This is a genomic window from Brevundimonas sp. CURTG3B2_SDJG (assembly GCF_057364705.1).
Genome location: NZ_JBNFOJ010000025.1, coordinates 1 through 18,129, shown reverse-complemented (window position 1 = coordinate 18,129; position 18,129 = coordinate 1). Strand labels below are relative to the sequence as shown.

The following is an 18,129-nucleotide window of genomic DNA, read 5'->3' as shown; positions in this document are numbered from 1 at the left end:
CGCCCGCTCCAGCCGGGCGCGCAGGGCCTGGGGATCGGCGCCGCGGGCCGAGACATGGATGCGCAGGCCCATCTGGCTGTCGTCGATCAGGGTCTCCAGCCGGGTGGCGTCGTCGCCGAAGAAGCGCACCTCGCCGTCGGCCGACTTGGCGCGGACCCGGACCATGACCGAGGCCCCGGCCTCCAGGGTCTCGCGGCATTTGCGCAGTTGCTCGGGCGGGAACAGGCATTCGAACTCGCCCGTCGGGTCCGAGAAGGTGACGAAGGCGAATTTCTCGCCGGTGCGGGCGCTGGCCCGCTCCTGACGGCGGCGCACCACCCCGGCCATCAGGAAGGCCTCGTGGCCGCTTTCGGCCAGCTGGACCGCCTCCGCGACAAAGGTGACGCGCTTGCGCTTCAGCGCCGGGGCCATGTCCTCCAGCGGGTGGCCGGACAGGTAGAAGCCCACCGCGGCCAGCTCCTGGTCCAGTTTCTCGGGTCCGACCCAGGGCTCGACCGGGGTCAGGCGCGGGCGGGCGGCGCCGGCCTGGTCGCCGCCGAACAGGCTGACCTGGGACGAGGCCCGCTCGGCGGCCACGCTCTGGCAGTAGGCGATCAACTTGTCGGCCTGCTCGACCAGCTGGCGGCGGTTGGAATGGAAGCTGTCGAAGGCGCCGGCGCGGGCCAGGTTCTCCAACGCGCGCTTGTTGACGTATTTCGGATCGACCCGCTCCAGGAAGTCGAAGATGTCGGTGAAGCGGCCGCCGGTCTCGCGGACCTCGACCAGGTGCTTCATGGCCTCCAGGCCGACGTTGCGGATGGCGCCCAGGGCGTAGAGGACCGAGCCCTTCGCCCCGTCCGGACCGTCCTCCCACTCGACATCGAAGTCCGCCGAGGACCGGTTCACGTCCGGCGCCTTCACCGGCACGTCGAAACGGCGGCAATCCTGATAGAAGACAGCCAGCTTGTCGGTGTTGCTGAGATCCAGCGACATGGACGCGGCCATGAACTCGACCGGGTGGTTGGCCTTCAACCAGCCGGTCTGGAAGCTGATCAGGGCGTAGGCCGCGGCGTGCGACTTGTTGAAGCCGTAGCCGGCGAACTTGGCCACCAGGTCGAAGATGCCGCCCGACTGCTGCTCGGAGACCCCCTTCTCGGACGCGCCCTTGATGAAGCGCGCCCGCTGGAAGTCCATCTCCTCCTTCTTCTTCTTGCCCATGGCGCGGCGCAGCAGGTCGGCCTCGCCCAGGCTGTATCCGGCCAGGATCTGGGCGATCTTCATCACCTGCTCCTGGTAGATGATGACGCCGTAGGTCTCGGTCAGCACCTCGGTCAGGGTGGGGTGCAGATAGTCGACCTCGGCCCGGCCGAATTTGCGGTCGATGTAGGTGTCGATCATCTCCATCGGCCCGGCGGTAGAGGGAGATCAGGGCGGTGATCTCCTCGATGGAGCCGCAGCGCATCTTGCGCAGGGTGTCGCGCATGCCCTGGGATTCCAGCTGGAACACCCCGACCGTCTGGCCCGACGCCATCAGCTCATAGGTCGGCTTGTCGTCCAGCGGCAGCTGGTTCCACTCGGGCGCGGCGCCGCGGCGCTTCAGATAGCCGTGGGCGCGGTCCAGCACCGTCAGGGTCTTCAGGCCCAGGAAGTCGAACTTCACCAGGCCTGCCGGCTCGACCCACTTCATGTTGAACTGGGTCGCCGGAATGTCGGAGCGCGGGTCCTGGTACAGCGGCACCAGCTCGGTCAGCGGCCGGTCGCCGATGACGATGCCGGCGGCGTGGGTCGAGGCGTTGCGGTACAGGCCCTCCAGCTCCAGCGCCGTGTCCAAGAGGTTGGCGACCGAGCGCTCGGCGTCGCGCGCCTCCTTCAGACGGGGCTCCAGCTCGATCGCCTGGGCCAGGGTCACCGGATTGGCGGGGTTGGCCGGCACCATCTTGGCCAGCCGGTCGACCTGGCCCAGCGGCATCTGCAGCACCCGGCCGACGTCGCGCAGCACGGCGCGGGCCTGAAGCGTGCCGAAGGTGATGATCTGGGCGACGCGGTCCTTGCCGTAGTGCTCCTGCACATAGGCGATCACCTCTTCCCGCCGCTCCTGGCAGAAGTCGATGTCGAAGTCGGGCATCGACACCCGTTCGGGGTTCAGGAAGCGCTCGAACAGCAGGCCGAAGCGCAAGGGGTCCAGGTCGGTGATGGTCAGGGCCCAGGCGACCAGGGAGCCCGCGCCGGACCCCCGCCCCGGCCCCACGGGGATGCCGTGGTGCTTGGCCCATTTGATGAAGTCCGACACGATCAGGAAGTAGCCCGGGAACCCCATCTGGGTGATGATCCCGACCTCCCACTCCAGCCGCTTCCAGTACTCCTCCTCGGGCGCCGCGGGCGTCACCTCGGTCAGGCGGACCTTCAGCCCCTCGCGGGCCTGGTGCAGCAGTTCGTCGGGCTCGGAGCGGCCGGCGCCGGTGTCGAAGCGCGGCAGGATCGGCGCGCGCGTGGTGACCAGGAAGGCGCACCGGCGGGCGATGTCGATCGTCGTGTCGCAGGCCTCGGGCAGGTCGGCGAACAGCTCGCGCATCGCCGCGGCGGGCTTGAACCAATGCTGGTCGGTGATTCGGCGGCGGTCCTCCTGGCCGGTGAAGGCCCCGTCGGCGATGCACAGCAGGGCGTCGTGCGACCGGGCCTGCGCGGCCTTGGCGTAGTGGACGTCGTTGGTGGCGACCAGGGGGATGTCGTTCTCATAGGCCCAGGCGACCAGGCCGCGCTCGGCCTGGCTTTCGCTGGGCAGGCCGTGGCGCTGCAGTTCGACGTAGAGCCGGTCCTGGAAGGTCGCCAGCATCTCGTTGAGCGCGGCGTTCCCCTCGGTCGTCTTGCCCTGGACGAACAGGGGATCGACCGGGCCGTCGGGACCGCCGGACAGCAGCAGCAGACCGTCGGAATGCTCGACCACCCGGTCCCAGGGCACGCCCGGCTCGTCCATCGCGCCCGCATCCAGATAGGCGGCCGACGACAGGGCGCACAGGTTCAGCCAGCCGGTCTCGTTCTGGACGATCAGCACCACGGTCGGGACCTTGGCCCAGCGCTCGTTGATCCGTCCGCCGATGCCGGTGACCGGCAGGGCGCAGGCGATCAGCGGCTGGACGCCCGCGTCCTTGGCCGCCTGGCTGAACTCCAGAGCCCCGAACAGGTTGGCCCGGTCGGCCACCGCCACCGCCGGCATGCCCGCGTCGGCCGCCAGCCGCGCGACCTTGCCCGCCTTGATCGCGCCTTCCAGCAGCGAATAGGCCGAGCGGACCCGCAGATGGATGAAGCCCTGTTCGTTCACGCCGTCGCCCGTTCCGCCGTCTCTCCGCTTCAGGTCCGAAGCCTAGTCCGAGTCTCACATCGCGCCCGCGCGGAACACCGGAAACCGGTCCGTATCCCCGCCGAAACGGCGGCGGCTGTGGATAGGGCCCGCGCTCCGGACGGACGCGCCGAAATCCAGCGCGAAGGGGGACGGAAAGAGAGGGTTCAGAGAGTCTGAAGCGTCTAAAGTCGAGCCTCACCTCTCTGAAATCGCGGAGATTTCGGAGTTCAGCCCGCCGCCGCCCGTGTCCAGAGTTCGGACCGCCTCAGGCGGCCGTCGCCATCAGTGCGGCCTGCCAGACCATCCAGACGAAGCCGCCGCACGACGCCAGCGACAGCAGATCCCTCACCCAACGCGCCATGACCATTCTCCCGGATCGATGTTCCGGGTCTGTTCTATGTTCTTGTTGTGTTCACGTCAAGGGTGTCAAACCACCGGCATCGGGGCGTCGCCAAGTCGTGTTCACCCCGCGCGGCAGCCTCGAGAAGCAAGGCGATTGTCAGGATCTGGTTGGCAAGGCGCTTCGCTTCCGCCGCGCCTGTTCGCACTTCTTCCAAGGTCAGGTTGATCTGCTCGCCGGAATGAAAACCCTGTTTGTCATGGATCAAGCGAACCAAATTTAGACTCTCGTCCTCAAGAGCCGCGTATACAGCGCCGTGTATAAGATGATGCCTGGTATCTATTAGATTTCTTACTCTGGTTAGCAAATCTCGCAAGGTATCGGCGACGGCTACCAATCGCGAACACGTAGCAGTGGACGCCTCCAGAAAAGTGATCTTATTGGCCAGATTCCTTGGATTTGCTTTTGCAATATTCTTGCCTTCGAACTGGTGCCATACGATTGCAGCCCAGAAATCTAAGCCCATTTCCAGAACCGACCAGTTCAGCGCGAACGCCCCGATGGCGACAAGCATTTTATCGGAGGCCTCGACGGCGTTACCTTCGTACACGGCTGGCAATCCCTAGTCTGAGTTGTCCGGTGACGATGATTGTTCACTTGGAGCCAGACAATGGCTGTCAATGCGGCCACGCCGCCTTCAGCACCTCCGCCCTCCCCTCGGCCAGCTTCACCTCCAGCGCGGGCGTCTCCGGCTGCCCCTCGGCGAACAGTTCGTAGATCACCGCGCTTCCATCCGCCTGGGCGCTCTCGATGACGCGCACGGGCGTGAAGCCGGCGCGGGCGCGGGCGGCGGCGGCGCGGACCTCGGCGGGGGCCGCGTCCAGTCGATGTCGCGCTGGATCTCGACGACCGTCCAGCCCTGGGGCGTCTCCAGCAAATCCAGTTCGATCTCGGCGCCGTCCAGGGTTCCCTCGACATCGTAGTAGCGCCGCCCCTCTCGCTCCTTCAGCTCGGCCTCGGCGATGACCATGCCGGGCCGGACGGCCAGGGCGGCGGCGCGGACGGCCTCCGGAATGGCCGCGGCCTCCGTCGGGGTGATCGTCGTCTCCGGCGCCCGGACCGGCGGCGTCTCGGCGCGGTCGCAGGCGGCGAATCCGGAAATGACACCGGTGGCCAGAATGGCGGGAAGGATGCGGCGGTTCATGGCGGCCCTCGTCGGATGGAGACGGCGCAAGCCTAACCCACGTCCCGGGGCGGCGGAAAGCGGGGGTCAGTCGCCGACGATGCCCAGACGCGTCAGGGCCGAGGCCAGGGCGGCGGTGTTGGGCGAGGAGGTCTTCTTCAGCAGGCTGGCCCGGAAGAACTCGACCGTGCGCGGGCTGAGGTTCAGGAACTGGGCGATCTGCTTGGTGGTGCGGCCGGCGACGATCAGCTCGGCCACCTGACGTTCGCGGCGGGTGAAGGTGACGGCGCCGCGCGGGCCAGCATGGAGAGCGCGGTCTGGGCGCGGTCGACGGCGGCCACAACGGTCTCGGGGCGGGCCGGCTTGACGATGACGTCGTCAACGCCCAGTCGCATGGCGTCGACCGTGGTCATGACGTCGACGAAGGCGCTGACCAGGATCACCGCGTGCTTGCCCAGGGCGCAGAAGGCGCTGACCAGATCCAGCCCCTCGACCCCCGGCAGCTTCAGGTCGACGATGACGCAGGCGGGCTCGGCGTCGGCGGCCCAGTTCAGCGCCTCGAGCGGATCGGCGAAGCCCGTCGCCTCGTAGCCGGCCTCGCGGAAGACCAGCAGCATCGACTGCAATACGGCGGGATCGTCGTCGATGACCAGAACCCGGCGGCTCGCCGTCGAAGGCGGCTGATCCCGCATCGCCTCGTCACGCCCCCCGTCCGTCATCACCACGCCGGCGCCTCCCTGGTCGGCTTCGGCTGGTCGCCCGGCGGCGATGGACGGAAAAGGCGGTCAATCATCGTCACTTCAGTCAAAACGCCTCGTCGGACCGTGTGGCGGGAGCAACGCGATCCCAAAGGTTGACCGGACCATCGCAGGCGGAGCCGTTCGGGGAAACCTCGTAGTTGCACGCAATTGCGGCCTCCCGGGCGCGGAGCCCCCTCAGTAGGCGTGGCTCTCGGCCGGCCGCTCCTCCAGATGGCCGTCCTTCAGGGCGAAGACGCGGTCCATGTGGCCGGCCAGCTCCATGTTGTGGGTGGCGATCAGGGCCGCGACGCCGGTCTTCTTGACCAGGTCGTGCAGCGCCTCGAACACCGTCTGGCTGGTGGCGGGGTCCAGGTTGCCGGTCGGTTCGTCCGCCAGCAGAAGACGCGGACGGTTGGCCAGCGCGCGGGCCACGGCGACGCGCTGCTGTTCGCCGCCGGACAGCTGGGCCGGCTGGTGGTTCAGGCGTTCTCCGAGGCCCAGCGCGGTCAGCACCTCCTCGGCGCGGGCGCGGGCCTCGGGCAGCTTCACTCCGGCGATGCGCAGCGGAAGGGCGACGTTGTCCCGGGCGTCGAACTCGGGCAGCAGGTGGTGGAACTGGTAGACGAAGCCGATGGCGCTGAGCCGGATGTGAGTGCGCGCCCGCTCGGTCAGGCCGCCGACCTCGCGGCCGTCGATGCGGATCTCGCCCGAGGTCGGGCGCTCCAGCAGGCCGGCGGCGTGCAGCAGCGACGACTTGCCCGAGCCCGAGGGCCCGATCAGGCCCACGACCTCGCCCGGCATGACGTCCAGGTCGACGCCCTTGAGCACCGTCAGGCCGCCCGACGCGGTCTGGTAGGTGCGGGTGACGTTCCGGGCGGAGAAGACCGCCTCGGACGACGGGGCCGACGACGCAGCTTGGGGAGCGTTCTGGGGACGAACCTGTGGATCACTCATAGCGGAGGGCCTCCACGGGATCCATCTTGGCCGCCCGCCAGGACGGCAGCAGGCTGGCGATGCAGGACATGAACACCGACCAGACGGTGACCCAGAAGACATCGAGCGGATCGACCAGGGCCGGCACGGCGTCCAGCATGTAGACGTCGGCGTTGAACAGCTGGACGCCCAGCAACCCCTCCAGGAAGTGCTGGATGGCGCCGATGTTCAGGCAGAACAGCAGGCCCAGGACCAGGCCGGTCAGGGTGCCCGCCACACCGATGGCGGCGCCGGCGATGAAGAAGATGCGCAGCATCGAGGACTGGCTGGCCCCCACGGTGCGCAGGATGGCGATGTCCTTGGTCTTATTCTTCACCAGCATGACGATGCCGGAGATGATGTTCAGCGCGGCGATGGCCACGACCAGGCCCAGGATGATGCTCATGGCCACCCGCTCGACCTTCAGCGCGCCCCAGAAGGCGGCCAGGCGGTCGCGCCAGTCGCTGACCAGGGCGGCCGGGCCGGCGGCCTGGCGCACGGCGGGCAGCAGGCGCTCGACCTGGTCGGGCTCGCGCACCTTCATCTCGATGACGTCCCAGACGCCCTCCTTACCGAAGAAGAGCTGCGCCTGCTCCAGCGGCATGAAGATGAAGGCCTGGTCGAAATCGCTGGTGCCGGACTTGAAGATCCCGCCGATGCGATAGGTCTTCTCCAGCCCGCCCAGGTTGCCGAAGGCGCTGTCGGCGCCGGTCGGGGAATACAGGGTGATCGACGAGCCGACGCGCAGGCCCAGCTGGTCCGCCAGCGCCTGGCCGATCAGGACGTTGTCGCCGCCGTAGGCGCCCTGGCCGAAGGTCCGCTTCGCCTCGGGCGACAGGCTGGCGTAGACGTAGGTCATCGACGCCAGGTCCTGGGGCCGCACGCCGCGCACCAGGCCGCCGGTCGTCTGGCCGCCGCCGCGGAAGATGCTGGTGTTCTCGATCAGCGGCGAGACGTGGACGACGCCCGGCACGCCCTTGATCCGGGCGATGGCGGCCTCGCGCTCCGGCGAGGTCAGAATCTGTCCCTGAACGTACATGTGCCCGTTGAAGGACAGCATGCGGCTGAGCAGCTCCGAGCGGAAGCCGGCCATGATGCTCATGACCGTGATCAGGGCCATGACCGCCAGCGCGATGGCGACATAGGAGATGACGGCGATCAGGGCGATGCCGCCCTCCTTGCGCTTGGCGCGGAGGTAGCGCAGCGCCAGGCCGAACTCCCAGGCGGAGAACGGCCCGGCGGGCTTGATCGGCCGGGCGGCCGCCGCGTCGGTCATGCGGTCAGCCTCGCGATCGCCTCGGCCAGCGGCACGGAGACCTTCTCGCCGGTGGCGCGACGCTTCAACTCGACCACGCCGTCCGCCAGCCCCTTGGGCCCGATGGTCAGCTGCCAGGGCACGCCGATCAGGTCGGCCGTGGCGAACTTGCCGCCCGGGCGCTCGTCGGTGTCGTCGTACAGGACGTCCTTGCCCAGCGCCTCCAGCCTGGCGACCGCGTCCTCGCAGGCGGCCGAACAGGCGTCGTCGTTGGCGCGCAGGTTGATGACGACCACGTCGAACGGCGCCACCGCGTCCGGCCAGATGATGCCGCCCTCGTCGTGGCTGGCCTCGATGATGGCGCCCAAGAGGCGCGAGACGCCGACGCCGTAGCTGCCCATGTGGACGTCCGCATCCTGGCCGTCGGGGCCGGCGACCCGGGCCTTCATCGGGGCCGAGTACTTGGTCCCGAAGTAGAAGATGTGGCCGACCTCGATGCCCCGGGCCGACAGGCGGTCGCCCTCGGTCGTCTGCCCCTCGAAGGCGGCGGGATCGTGCATCTCCTCGGTCGCGGCGTAGAGCGCGGTTCGCTGATCAACGATTGACTGCAGATCGTCCCAGTCCAGATCGGCGCCCGGCGCCGGCATCTCGACCAGCTTGCGGTCGCAGAAGACCGCGCTCTCGCCGGTGTCGGCCAGGACGATGAACTCATGGGAAAGGTCGCCGCCGATCGGGCCGGTGTCAGCGCGCATCGGCACGGCCTTCAGGCCCATGCGGGCGAAGGTGTTCAGATAGGCCACGAACATGCGGTTGTAGGCGCGACGGGCCGAGGCCTCGTCGACGTCGAAGGAGTAGGCGTCCTTCATCAGGAACTCGCGGCCCCGCATCACGCCGAAGCGCGGGCGGCGCTCGTCGCGGAACTTCCATTGGATATGGAAGAGGTTCAGCGGCAGCGCCTTGTAGGACTTCACATAGGCCCGGAAGATGTCGGTGATCATCTCCTCGTTGGTGGGGCCGTACAGAAGCTCTCTTTCATGCCGGTCCGTGATGCGCAGCATCTCGGGACCGTAGGCGTCGTAGCGGCCCGACTCGCGCCACAGGTCCGCCAGCTGAAGCGTCGGCATCAGCAGCTCCACGGCGCCCGCCCTCACCTGCTCCTCACGGACGATCTGCTCGATCTTCCGGAGCACCCGCAGGCCCAGCGGCAGCCAGGCGTAGATGCCGGCGGCCTCCTGGCGGATCAGGCCGGCGCGCAGCATGAGCTGGTGCGAGACGATCTGGGCGTCCGAAGGCGCCTCTTTCAGCGTGGGCAGGAAGTAGCGCGACAGGCGCATGGGCAGAATCCGGCAAACAGTCGAGGAACAACCGCTTTAGCCGGGCGAGAGGGGCGAAAGCTAGGCCATCGACGATCTAACGGTCAGGCCGGTACCGATCGGGAAACGCCCCTTCGGGCAGGCTGATGCGCAGTTCCGAGTCGCATTCGAAGCAGTCGCTCACGAACAGGCCGTCGTCCCGCTCCTGCAGCCGGATCAATCCCTTCCAGTCCTGCCATTCCTCGAGCTGCACGACGTTCGGGCGGGCCTCGCGGTCGGTGATCAGCAGGAAGGAGCCGACCTGGCCGTCGCACGTCTTGAACGCGCCGACGACCGCGTCCTGCGGACCCGAGCCGGTGATGTTCGCGCCGTGGATGGCGAAGTCGGCGGCGGCCGTGTCGGCCATGGACTGGTCGATCGCCGCCTGGGTCCCGGCCGAATCGGCGCGGAAGGAGCTCCGCGACAGGGCGTTGGCGGCGCACCAGGGCGTCTTCGAGGGGCCCCGATGGGCGTTCAGCGCGGCGAGGGAGACGCCGGAGACCAGGGTTCCGGTCGGGCGGATGTCCATGTCGCGCAGCCACCAGGCGACGTCGGCGCCGGAACCGCCCCTGCGGGTTTCGCGCACGATGATGAACGGATCGGTTCCCTCCCGGCCCTGAACCGACGCCGGGGAAGCGGTCGCGGCGGAGGTCGGCGCGGCCGTCTCCGCCCTGGGCGACGACGAGGCCTCGGACGCGGGCTGGCAGGCGGCCAGGACCGTCGCGGCCGTCAGCAGGAAGAATCTCGACACGAAGCTCTCCGATCTTGTTCGGATCAGGCGTAGCAGTCGGCCCCGAGACGGATCAATCGACCAAACCTGACGGCGTCAGGCCGGCGGGGCCAGGTCGGGCAGCGGCATCCAGCCGATCCACACCAGAGCCAGCACCAGAAGCCAGACCAGGGCGGCCACCCAGGTGGTGGTGATGAATTTCTTCTTCAGGTTGGGATTGGCCGGGGCGCCCCACTGGCCGCCGTCGGTCGGCTTCTCCTGACCTTCCTGGTTCATGCCCAGCGGCAGGACGGCGAACAGCACCGTCCACCAGCAGACGATGTAGATGGCCACGATGGTGAAGGGGCCGATGGGCATCAACGGGCTCCGTGCGCGCTGGAGTCTTGGGGCGTTTCCATCAGTTCGACCAGCACCCCGCCCATGTCCTTGGGATGGACGAAGACGATCGGGGTCCCGTGGGCCCCGATGCGCGGCTCGCCCGTGCCCAGGATGGTCGCGCCCTTGGCCCTGAGCGCGTCGCGGGCGGCGATGACGTCCTCGACCTCGAAACAGACGTGGTGCTGGCCGCCCTTGGGGTTCTTGGCCAGGAAGCCGTGGATGGGGCTGTCGTCGCCCAGCGGCTCGATCAGCTCGATCTGGCTGTTGGGCAGATCGACGAAGCAGACCCGCACGCCCTGGGCCGGCAGGTCGAAGGGCGCGTGCGCCTTGGTCGCGCCCAGCAGGTCGCGATACAGGCGACGCTGGCCTCGATGGAGGGCGTGGCGACGCCGACGTGGTTCAGTCTTCCGATCATGGCGACGGCTTAGCGGGTCCGAAGGCGCGGGTGAAGGCGCGCGGTGTCGCGGCGATCACCAACTGGTGCATCGGAAGAAGCGAACCGGTTGGTCGCTCTCGTTTGAGAAGGCGTGGGGACGGCGGTTGTCGAGCAGGTAGCCGTCCGCGCGGATCGTCTCGCGCTCGCCGCCGATCTCGACGGTGAGCGTCCCCTCCATGACGAAAAGCATGACATGCCACCCTTCCGGATCGGCGCTCGCCTCGTAGCGGTCCCCGGGCTCGAGGAGCCATTCCCAGGCGTCGACCTCGCGTCGCGCGTCCAGGCTCCAGCGCAGGGTCCCCTGGCCGCCCTTGTCGCCGACCCAGCCGATCCGGTCCACGGCCCGGCCGCGCGGGCCGCGGGGGTCGCTGACCAGGTCGGCGAGGGTGGCGTCGAAGACGATGCCGATGCGGTCCAGGGTCGCCGTGCTGACCGTGCTGGAGCCCGCCTCTATGGCGCCGATCATCCGCTGGCTGACGCCCGACCGCTCGGCCAGGGCTTTCTGGCTGAGGCCCGCCGTCCGGCGATAGCGCCGGACGTTCTCGGCGACGAAGGTCAGGAAGTCCGGCGCGACTTGACTTGGCAATATATTGCCTCCAGCGTGAGGTAATATATTGCATACACGAGCGCGGTCCGTCGGGCCACGTCGTTCCGGACCCGGAGGACAGAATGGACCGCCGCCGCTTTCTGACGGGGACCGCCGGCGTCGCGGGCGCGGTCGTCGCGACGTGCACACAGGCCCAAGCGCAACCGCCCGCCCCGCCCTCTCAGCTCTCGGACTTCCTGGACGAGCAGCTGCGCGGGACCGGCTTCGGCGGAACGGTCCTGATCAGCGCGAAGGGCGAGGTCGAACGACACGCCTTCGGTCTGGCCGAGCGCGCCTTCGAGACGTCCTGCGCGGCGGACACGGCCTACCGGATCGCCTCGATCACCAAGTTGATGACGGCCGTTATCGTGATGCGGCTCAGGGCGGCGGGATGGATCGATCTGGATCAGCCGATCGCCGCCTACTTGCCCGCCTATCGCGGCGACGGGGCCGCGCGGGTCAGGATCCGCCATCTGCTGAACCACACCTCGGGCATCGAGAATTTCGACAAGGGCCTGACCAGCTACGCCGAGGCGGCGGCCCGGGGCGTGCCGCAATACCAGGCTCCCCAGACGCCCGAGACGCTGACGGACCGGTTCGCCAGCGGGCCGCTGCAGCACGAGCCGGGAAGCGTCTTCGACTACAACAACGCCGATTACGTGATCCTGGGCCGGATCATCGAGGCGGTGGAGGGCGTCCCCTACGACCAGGCGTTGAAAGTCCATGTGCTGGACCCGCTGGGACTGCGCGCGACCGGCATGGCGGTCCAGTCGGCGATCACGCCGCGGCTGGCTTCGACCTACTACAAGGACGGCGACTTGCCGCTCGCGGTCGACCTGCCGACCTACGGCCAGAATTGGTACGCGGCCGGCGGCCTGTATTCGACGGCCGACGATCTGCTGGTCTTCTCGCGCGGGCTGTACGGCGGCGGACTGGTCGCGGCCGAGGACCTGGAGGCGATGCTCACGCCCGGGCTGGACGAGTACGGCTTCGGCCAATGGGTCTCGACCCTGGAGGCGGGCGGCGCGACGCGCCGCTTCGCCCAGCGGCCCGGCCGCATCATGGGCGCCAACACCCTGCTGCTGAGGCTCCTGGACGACGACGTCACCATCGTCGTCCTGGCCAACACCAACCTGGTCGACACCGACCGGCTGGGTTTCCGGATCGCCAGACATGTGCTGACGCGGGGTTGACGCTCGGCGGCGCGGTCGTCGGAGCGAAGCGCTACTCGTTCGGCTCCAGCATGACGTCCCAGCCGTACAGGTAGCGCCGATCGCACTGCCTTGACGCCGGATCGCCCACGGTCGCGCGCGCGTAGATGAGCGCGTCGGATCCGTCCCCGGCAAGCGCCTCCCCCTGCAACTGAAGAAGCGGAACGTCCCGATCGGGAGAAAACTCCGACCGGCCGCGGACGGCATAGCTGACAGGCGGACGGCGTGATCGATAGACGGAGGTCGTCTCCGATCGCAGGACACGCCTGCCGAGGCCTCCGCGCACAGCGAGAATATCGCTCTCGAAGAGGTCGTATCGACCTCGCGGACTTGCAATGAAGACCCTGACGCCGTGCAGGCCAAGACGCACGTCTTCCAAGGTCTCGCCTTCGACGATCGAGAAGCTGCTGTAGCGGAAGCACAGCGTCGGGCCGGCGTCGGCGTTCTCCGGCGCGCTGGCCCCGAAGAGCATCAAGCTTGCGACAACGGGTGCGGCGACGACCATGGTTTCAACCTACCAGAGGACAGCCAGGCGCGACGGGCTGACCGGCGCGCCCGGACCCATCCTCAGTTCCCGCCCGGATAGGCGAACGGATCCGTCGGCCGCGGCTGGGTCGGCAGCGGCATGCGCGGCAGGGGCTCGTCGGAGTTGGCGGCGTTCAGCAGGAAGGCGGCCATGATCACCGCGGCCTGGCGCAGGTCCTCGGGCTTCAGGTGATCGTAGCTGTCGATCGAGGTGTGGTGCAGGCGGCTGCCGTAGTCGAGCGGGTCCTGGATGAACTGGAAGCCCGGAATTCCAACCGTCTGCATGTAGACGTGGTCGGTGCCGCCCGAGGTGCGCAGCGACACCGTCGAGGCGCCCATGCTGGCGAACGGTTCCAGCCATTCCTGGAAGATCGGCGCGGCGGCGACGTTGCCCTCGGCGTTGATGCCGCGGATGCGGCCCGAGCCGTTGTCCAGGTTGAAGTAGGCGACCAGCTGGCCGTGGCCGGCGCGGGGCTGGATCGGCCAGCGGGCGCGCCAGGTGCGGTTGGCCGGCAGGGCGTCCAGCTCGGCGTCGCCCAAGGGCGCGCGGGTGGCCACGTATTTGTCGACATAGGCCAGCGAGCCCAGCAGCCCCTGCTCTTCCCCGTTCCACAGGGCGAAGCGGATGGTGCGCTTGGGCCGCACGCCCAGGGCCTTGAGGATGCGCGCGGCTTCCATCACCACGGCGCTGCCGGCGGCGTTGTCTACCGCTCCGTCCGAGGCGACCCAGCTGTCCAGGTGGGCGCCGGCCATGACGTATTCGCCGACCGGTCGGTCCCGGGGATGTCGGCCAGGATGTTGTAGGCGTTGACGTCCTCGTCGTGGAAGCGGACCTCGCTCATCAGCTCCAGCGTCGGCGGGGCGTCGGTCAGGGCCAGGCGGGCCAGGCGCCGATAGTCCTCGGCCGCCAGCTCCAGGCCAGGGATACGCGGCGTGGCGCCGACGCGGTAGGTGTAGCCGGTGCCGTGCAGCAGACCCCCGTCGCGCTGGGACATCTTCACCCAGGCCAGGGCCCCTTCCTCGGCCAGGAAGGCGTCCAGGCGCGCGGCGAACTCGGCCTCGCGCAGGCGATCGGTGCTGGGGGCCGAATGCGAAGGCTGGGCGTAGGTGTTGCGGCTGCGCAGCTCCTCGTCGGTCCAGCGGCGGAACGGGGCCTCGGTGGGCTCCGAGCCGGTGTCCGGACGCGTGACCATGACGATCTTGCCCGACAGCTTGCCGCGCCAGCGGGCGAAGTCGCCGGGGCTGGTCATCGGGGCGACCACCACGCCGGCGCTGATCACGCCGTTGGTGCCGGGCGTCCAGGCGACCGGTATGACGCGCAGATCCAGCGGGCGCGGGGCGGTCATTCGGGCGCTGGCGCGGACGATCGACCAGCCGCGGCCGAACTCGAACGGATCGGGGCGGACATTGGACAGGCCCCAGTCGCGGAAGCGCTGGGCGGTCCAGGCCTCGGCCTGACGCATCTGGGGCGAGTTGGTCATCCGGCCGCCGATGCGGTCGGTCAGCCAGGCGGCGGTCTCCATCACCTCGGAGTGGTTGAAGCCCTGATCGATGATGCCGTTGATCGCGACGCGGTCCGGCGCCTGGGCGGCGGCGGGCGCGGCGAGCGGAATGGCCGTGAGGGCCAGGGCGGTTGCGGACAACAAGGCGGCCAGACGCATGGAAGCTCCCCTGAATCACTGAACGGCGGCGATAGGACCCCAAGCCTGACCGTTGTGCAAAGGAAGAACGCAGGGACCGTGTCAGTCCGTCGCGGCGTCCGGATCGATGGCGTCCTCGACCAGCTTGCGCCAGACGGGGTCCGTGGCGTCGACCAGGTCGACGTCGTCCATCAGGGCCACCACGGCGCTTCCGTCGGGCAGGATCAGGCCCAGCACGTCCATCTCGTCGCCCTCGGGACCGATGTGGCTCTCGGCCTGGACGGCCACCGCCGCCTGCTCGCCGTCCGTCTCCCACCAGATCAGCGGCTGGGGCAGATCCATGTCGATGACGCGGGGGTCGGCCGTGTCGCTCAGCGCGAAGACGGCGCGCTTGGCCTGGACATCCTCCAGCGCCGCGATCCGGCCGGTGAAGGCCTCCAGCCGGGACCAGTCGTCGGCGTCGTAGCCGCCGCCGTCGTGTTCAAAATCGGGATCGTTCTGGGTCATTCTCTTAAACCCGCTCATCCCCGCGAAAGCGGGGACCCTGTTCTTTTGGGCGATCGGTACGACCGGTGCGCTCCGACGGCAATCCCGACCTCCGGCGCCTCAGCGAAAGCACTGGGTCCCCGCTTTCGCGGGGATGAGCGGGGATGGGACGTGGGCATGAAGAAAGGGCCGGCGACCCAAGCCGCCGGCCCCTCCATCTTCGATCCCGAAGGACGACGACCTTTATTGGCCGCCCATCATCGAGGCGACTTCCGAGGCGAAGTCCGGGCCTTCGACCTTCTCGACGCCTTCGCCCAGCGCCAGGCGGACGAAGCCGGCCAGGTGCAGGTTCGACGAGCCCAGCTCCTTGGCCGAGTTGGCCACCAGCTGCTCGACGGTGACGTCCGGGTCCATGACGAACGGCTGCTTGGTCAGCACCACGTCCTTCTGGAACTTGTTGATCTGACCTTCCACGATCTTGGCGATCATGTTCTCCGGACGGCCTTCTTCCTTGGCCTTCTCGGTCAGGACCTGACGTTCCTTCTCGATGGCCGCGGGGTCCAGGTCGTCGGTGTTCAGCGACAGCGGCGAGGTGGCCGCGACGTGCATGGCGATCTTGCGGCCCAGTTCGCGCAGGGCGGTCTTGTCGCCCTCGCCTTCCAGGGCGACCAGCACGCCGATGCGGCCGACGCCCGGCGACACCGCATTGTGCACATAGGTCGAGACGACGCCTTCCGACACGGCCAGACGGGCCGCGCGGCGCAGCTGCATGTTCTCGCCGATGGTGGCGATCATGTTGGTCACTTCGTCCTGGATCGACTTGCCGTTCTCCAGCACGGCGCCGTGCAGCGACTCGACCGTGTCGTGCTCCAGGCCGTGGGCCGCGAAGGCCTTGGCGGCGTTCTGGAACAGCTCGTTGCGGGCGACGAAGTCCGTCTCGGCGTTGAACTCGATGGCGGCGGCGACTTCGCCCTTGCCGTCTTCCTTGGACGCGACGGCGACCAGGCCCTCGGCGGCGACGCGGTCGGCCTTCTTGGCGGCCTTCGAGAGGCCCTTGGCGCGCAGCCAGTCGATGGCCGCGTCGATGTCGCCGCCCGTTTCCTGCAGCGCCTTCTTGCAGTCCATCATGCCGACGCCCGAACGCTCGCGAAGCTCCTTCACGAGGGCGGCAGTGATCTCGGCCATTGGTAGTCTCCTAAGGTGTATTCGTATGCGGGAACGGCCGGGGTGTTTTGCCCCGGCCGTATGTCAGTTCAACGCACGGCCTTCAGATCGAAGACCGTCGTGCGGTCTTCAGACCGCGGCCTTCTCGGTCTCGACGGCGTCGTTGGCTTCCGAAGTCGCTTCCTGAGCGGCTTCGTCGGCGACGGCGGGCTGCTCGGCGGCGGCTTCCAGCTCAGCGGCGACGCCTTCCGTGCCTTCCGGCGCGGCTTCAGCGGCGACCGGGGCCGAGGCCTCGCGCAGCATCGGCTCTTCCGGGTTGATCGCCGCGCCCAGGTCCACGCCCGCGGCCGACTGGCCGGCGGCCAGGCCGTCCAGGACGGCGTCGGCGATCAGGTCGCAGTAGGTCTGGATGGCGCGCGCGGCGTCGTCGTTGCCCGGCACCGGATAGGTGATGCCGTCCGGATCCGAGTTGGTGTCCAGGATCGCGATGATCGGGATGTTCAGCTTGCGGGCTTCCAGGATGGCGATCGACTCCTTGTTGGTGTCGATCACGAACATGATGTCGGGAATGCCGCCCATGTCCTTGATGCCGCCCAGCGAGGCGTCCAGCTTGTCGCGTTCGCGCTGCAGGCTGAGCAGTTCGCGCTTGTTGCGGCCCTCGCCGCCCGACTCCAGCAGGGCGTCCAGTTCGCGCAGGCGGGCGATCGAGCCCGAGACCGTCTTCCAGTTGGTCAGGGTGCCGCCGAGCCAGCGGTTGTTCATGTAGTACTGGGCGCAGCGCTTGGCGGCCTCGGCGACCGGATCGGCGGCCTGGCGCTTGGTGCCGACGAACAGCACGCGGCCGCCCTTGGCGGCGACGTTGCGAACCTCGACCAGCGCCTGGTGCAGCAGCGGCATCGTCTGCGACAGGTCGATGATGTGGATGTTGGAGCGCGAGCCGAAGATGTACTTGTCCATCTTCGGGTTCCAGCGGTGCGTCTGGTGGCCGAAGTGGGCGCCGGCTTCGAGCAGCGAACGCATGGAGAATTCAGGCAGAGCCATCTGTAGTCAGTCCTTCTTCCGATTATTCCGCCGCAGGCGCTGAAAGGCCGGAGTGGCCCTCGGAACGGAGCGGATCGGGATGTCTCCCCGAAACGCGCCACGCCTGCGTGTGAAGTGGGCGCGCATTTAGGGCATGAGGGACCGAAAGGCAAGCGGCGCCGGGATGCGGCCTCGATCAGCCTGGATGGCGCTCCAGCCGGATGTCGCGGACGGCGGTCCAGGTCCCGTCGCCGGTCCGGCCTAGCCGCACGATCCCCGAGCCGCCACGCAATTCCTGCCGGGCGCGATAGGCGGCGTCGACGCCGAATTCGCCGCCGAAGACCACGTCGTCGATATAGTACGGCCGTCGACCGGGCTCCTGAAGGAACAGGTGCACGTGCGCAGGCATGGTCATGTCCGGATAGGGCGCGGGCTTGATGGTGTCGAAGGCGTAGCGTCCCTGGGCGTCGGTCCTGACCCAGCCGCGCAGGCGACCATGACGGCGGCTCCACGTCGTCTCGGCGGTTCCGCCGGCGTACAGGCCCGCCGCATTGGTGTGGTGGGCGTAGATCACCACGCCCGGGGCCGGCGTGACGCCGTCGGCGGCCAGCACTCGGCCCGTCAGACGCATCCGCTCGCCGGGCTCGGTCGGCCCGGCCAGCCGCAGGATCGACGGCAAGGCGGCCGGATCGCGCTCGGCGACCGCTTCGCAGCCCTCGCAGGCGTAAAGATTCGGGCGGACCCGCCCCTCACCGGCCCGCGCCTCGCTGGACTGGGCGTCGCCGGCCGACC

At 68.6% G+C, this 18,129-nt stretch carries 18 protein-coding genes and 2 pseudogenes; 1 reads left to right on the top strand and 19 read right to left on the bottom strand.

Translation table 11 applies throughout. From position 1 onward, the window contains the following. The 12 genes and pseudogenes from dnaE to AC2W7C_RS02910 form a co-directional block, all read right to left on the bottom strand. Positions 1-3,298 (bottom strand): annotated as a pseudogene (gene dnaE / locus AC2W7C_RS02965) (DNA polymerase III subunit alpha); the annotation flags it as partial. Positions 3,299-3,714: 416 nt separating this feature from the next. Then, positions 3,715-4,269 (bottom strand): hypothetical protein, encoded by a 555-nt coding sequence (locus tag AC2W7C_RS02960; protein ID WP_486000105.1) that lies wholly within the window; start codon positions 4,267-4,269, stop codon positions 3,715-3,717. Between the two features lie 168 nt (positions 4,270-4,437). Further along, positions 4,438-4,863 (bottom strand): hypothetical protein, encoded by a 426-nt coding sequence (locus AC2W7C_RS02955; protein WP_486000104.1) that lies wholly within the window; start codon positions 4,861-4,863, stop codon positions 4,438-4,440. A 66-nt stretch (positions 4,864-4,929) separates the two neighbouring features. Beyond that, complete coding sequence (locus AC2W7C_RS02950; protein ID WP_486000103.1) at positions 4,930-5,100, bottom strand: LuxR C-terminal-related transcriptional regulator; 171 nt, start codon at positions 5,098-5,100, stop codon at positions 4,930-4,932. Further along, entirely contained in the window at positions 5,088-5,561 is a 474-nt protein-coding gene (locus tag AC2W7C_RS02945) for a response regulator (RefSeq protein ID WP_486000106.1), read from the bottom strand. Before AC2W7C_RS02945 ends, AC2W7C_RS02950 begins: the two co-directional genes overlap by 13 nt. Before the next feature lie 216 nt (positions 5,562-5,777). Continuing rightward, positions 5,778-6,536, bottom strand: a complete 759-nt coding sequence (locus AC2W7C_RS02940) for an ABC transporter ATP-binding protein (protein ID WP_486000102.1) — start codon at positions 6,534-6,536, stop codon at positions 5,778-5,780. Then, positions 6,529-7,830 carry a lipoprotein-releasing ABC transporter permease subunit gene (locus tag AC2W7C_RS02935; protein ID WP_486000101.1) on the bottom strand — a complete coding sequence of 434 codons (1,302 nt, stop codon included), beginning with the start codon at positions 7,828-7,830 and terminating at the stop codon, positions 6,529-6,531. The genes AC2W7C_RS02940 and AC2W7C_RS02935 overlap by 8 nt, the downstream gene beginning before the upstream one ends. Then, positions 7,827-9,143 (bottom strand): proline--tRNA ligase, encoded by a 1,317-nt coding sequence (gene proS / locus AC2W7C_RS02930; RefSeq protein ID WP_486000100.1) that lies wholly within the window; start codon positions 9,141-9,143, stop codon positions 7,827-7,829. The genes AC2W7C_RS02935 and proS overlap by 4 nt, the downstream gene beginning before the upstream one ends. 76 nt (positions 9,144-9,219) lie before the next feature. After that, positions 9,220-9,912, bottom strand: a complete 693-nt coding sequence (locus AC2W7C_RS02925) for a hypothetical protein (protein WP_486000099.1) — start codon at positions 9,910-9,912, stop codon at positions 9,220-9,222. Positions 9,913-9,987: 75 nt separating this feature from the next. Continuing rightward, on the bottom strand, positions 9,988-10,248 hold the full coding sequence (locus AC2W7C_RS02920) for a DUF1467 family protein (protein ID WP_486000098.1): 261 nt from the start codon (positions 10,246-10,248) through the stop codon (positions 9,988-9,990). Next, positions 10,248-10,684 (bottom strand): annotated as a pseudogene (gene mce / locus AC2W7C_RS02915) (methylmalonyl-CoA epimerase). The gene AC2W7C_RS02920 and the pseudogene mce overlap by 1 nt, the downstream one beginning before the upstream one ends. 55 nt (positions 10,685-10,739) lie before the next feature. After that, the gene (locus AC2W7C_RS02910; RefSeq protein WP_486000097.1) at positions 10,740-11,291 is read right to left on the bottom strand and encodes a helix-turn-helix domain-containing protein; all 552 of its coding nucleotides are present in this window, start codon (positions 11,289-11,291) and stop codon (positions 10,740-10,742) included. A gap of 83 nt (positions 11,292-11,374) precedes the next feature. Between AC2W7C_RS02910 and AC2W7C_RS02905 the strand changes: the two genes are divergently transcribed. Beyond that, positions 11,375-12,484, top strand: coding sequence for a serine hydrolase domain-containing protein (locus AC2W7C_RS02905; RefSeq protein WP_486000096.1), 1,110 nt, complete (start codon positions 11,375-11,377; stop codon positions 12,482-12,484). A gap of 31 nt (positions 12,485-12,515) precedes the next feature. Here AC2W7C_RS02905 and AC2W7C_RS02900 read toward each other — a convergent pair whose 3' ends face one another. From AC2W7C_RS02900 to AC2W7C_RS02870, 7 genes are all read right to left on the bottom strand, one after another. Further along, positions 12,516-13,007 carry a hypothetical protein gene (locus AC2W7C_RS02900; protein ID WP_486000095.1) on the bottom strand — a complete coding sequence of 164 codons (492 nt, stop codon included), beginning with the start codon at positions 13,005-13,007 and terminating at the stop codon, positions 12,516-12,518. A gap of 62 nt (positions 13,008-13,069) precedes the next feature. After that, positions 13,070-13,780, bottom strand: coding sequence for a M20/M25/M40 family metallo-hydrolase (locus AC2W7C_RS02895; RefSeq protein WP_486000094.1), 711 nt, complete (start codon positions 13,778-13,780; stop codon positions 13,070-13,072). Further along, complete coding sequence (locus AC2W7C_RS02890) at positions 13,732-14,688, bottom strand: zinc-binding metallopeptidase family protein (RefSeq protein WP_486000093.1); 957 nt, start codon at positions 14,686-14,688, stop codon at positions 13,732-13,734. Before AC2W7C_RS02890 ends, AC2W7C_RS02895 begins: the two co-directional genes overlap by 49 nt. An 81-nt stretch (positions 14,689-14,769) precedes the next feature. Further along, on the bottom strand, positions 14,770-15,174 hold the full coding sequence (locus AC2W7C_RS02885; protein WP_486000092.1) for a hypothetical protein: 405 nt from the start codon (positions 15,172-15,174) through the stop codon (positions 14,770-14,772). Positions 15,175-15,396: 222 nt separating this feature from the next. Next, positions 15,397-16,338: a translation elongation factor Ts gene (tsf, locus tag AC2W7C_RS02880; RefSeq protein WP_486000091.1), complete on the bottom strand. Its 942-nt coding sequence runs from the start codon at positions 16,336-16,338 to the stop codon at positions 15,397-15,399. Between the two features lie 108 nt (positions 16,339-16,446). Further along, the gene (gene rpsB, locus AC2W7C_RS02875; RefSeq protein ID WP_486000090.1) at positions 16,447-17,358 is read right to left on the bottom strand and encodes a 30S ribosomal protein S2; all 912 of its coding nucleotides are present in this window, start codon (positions 17,356-17,358) and stop codon (positions 16,447-16,449) included. Between the two features lie 175 nt (positions 17,359-17,533). Continuing rightward, on the bottom strand, positions 17,534-18,129 hold a 596-nt coding region (locus AC2W7C_RS02870), incomplete at its 5' end, for a dioxygenase family protein (RefSeq protein WP_486000089.1).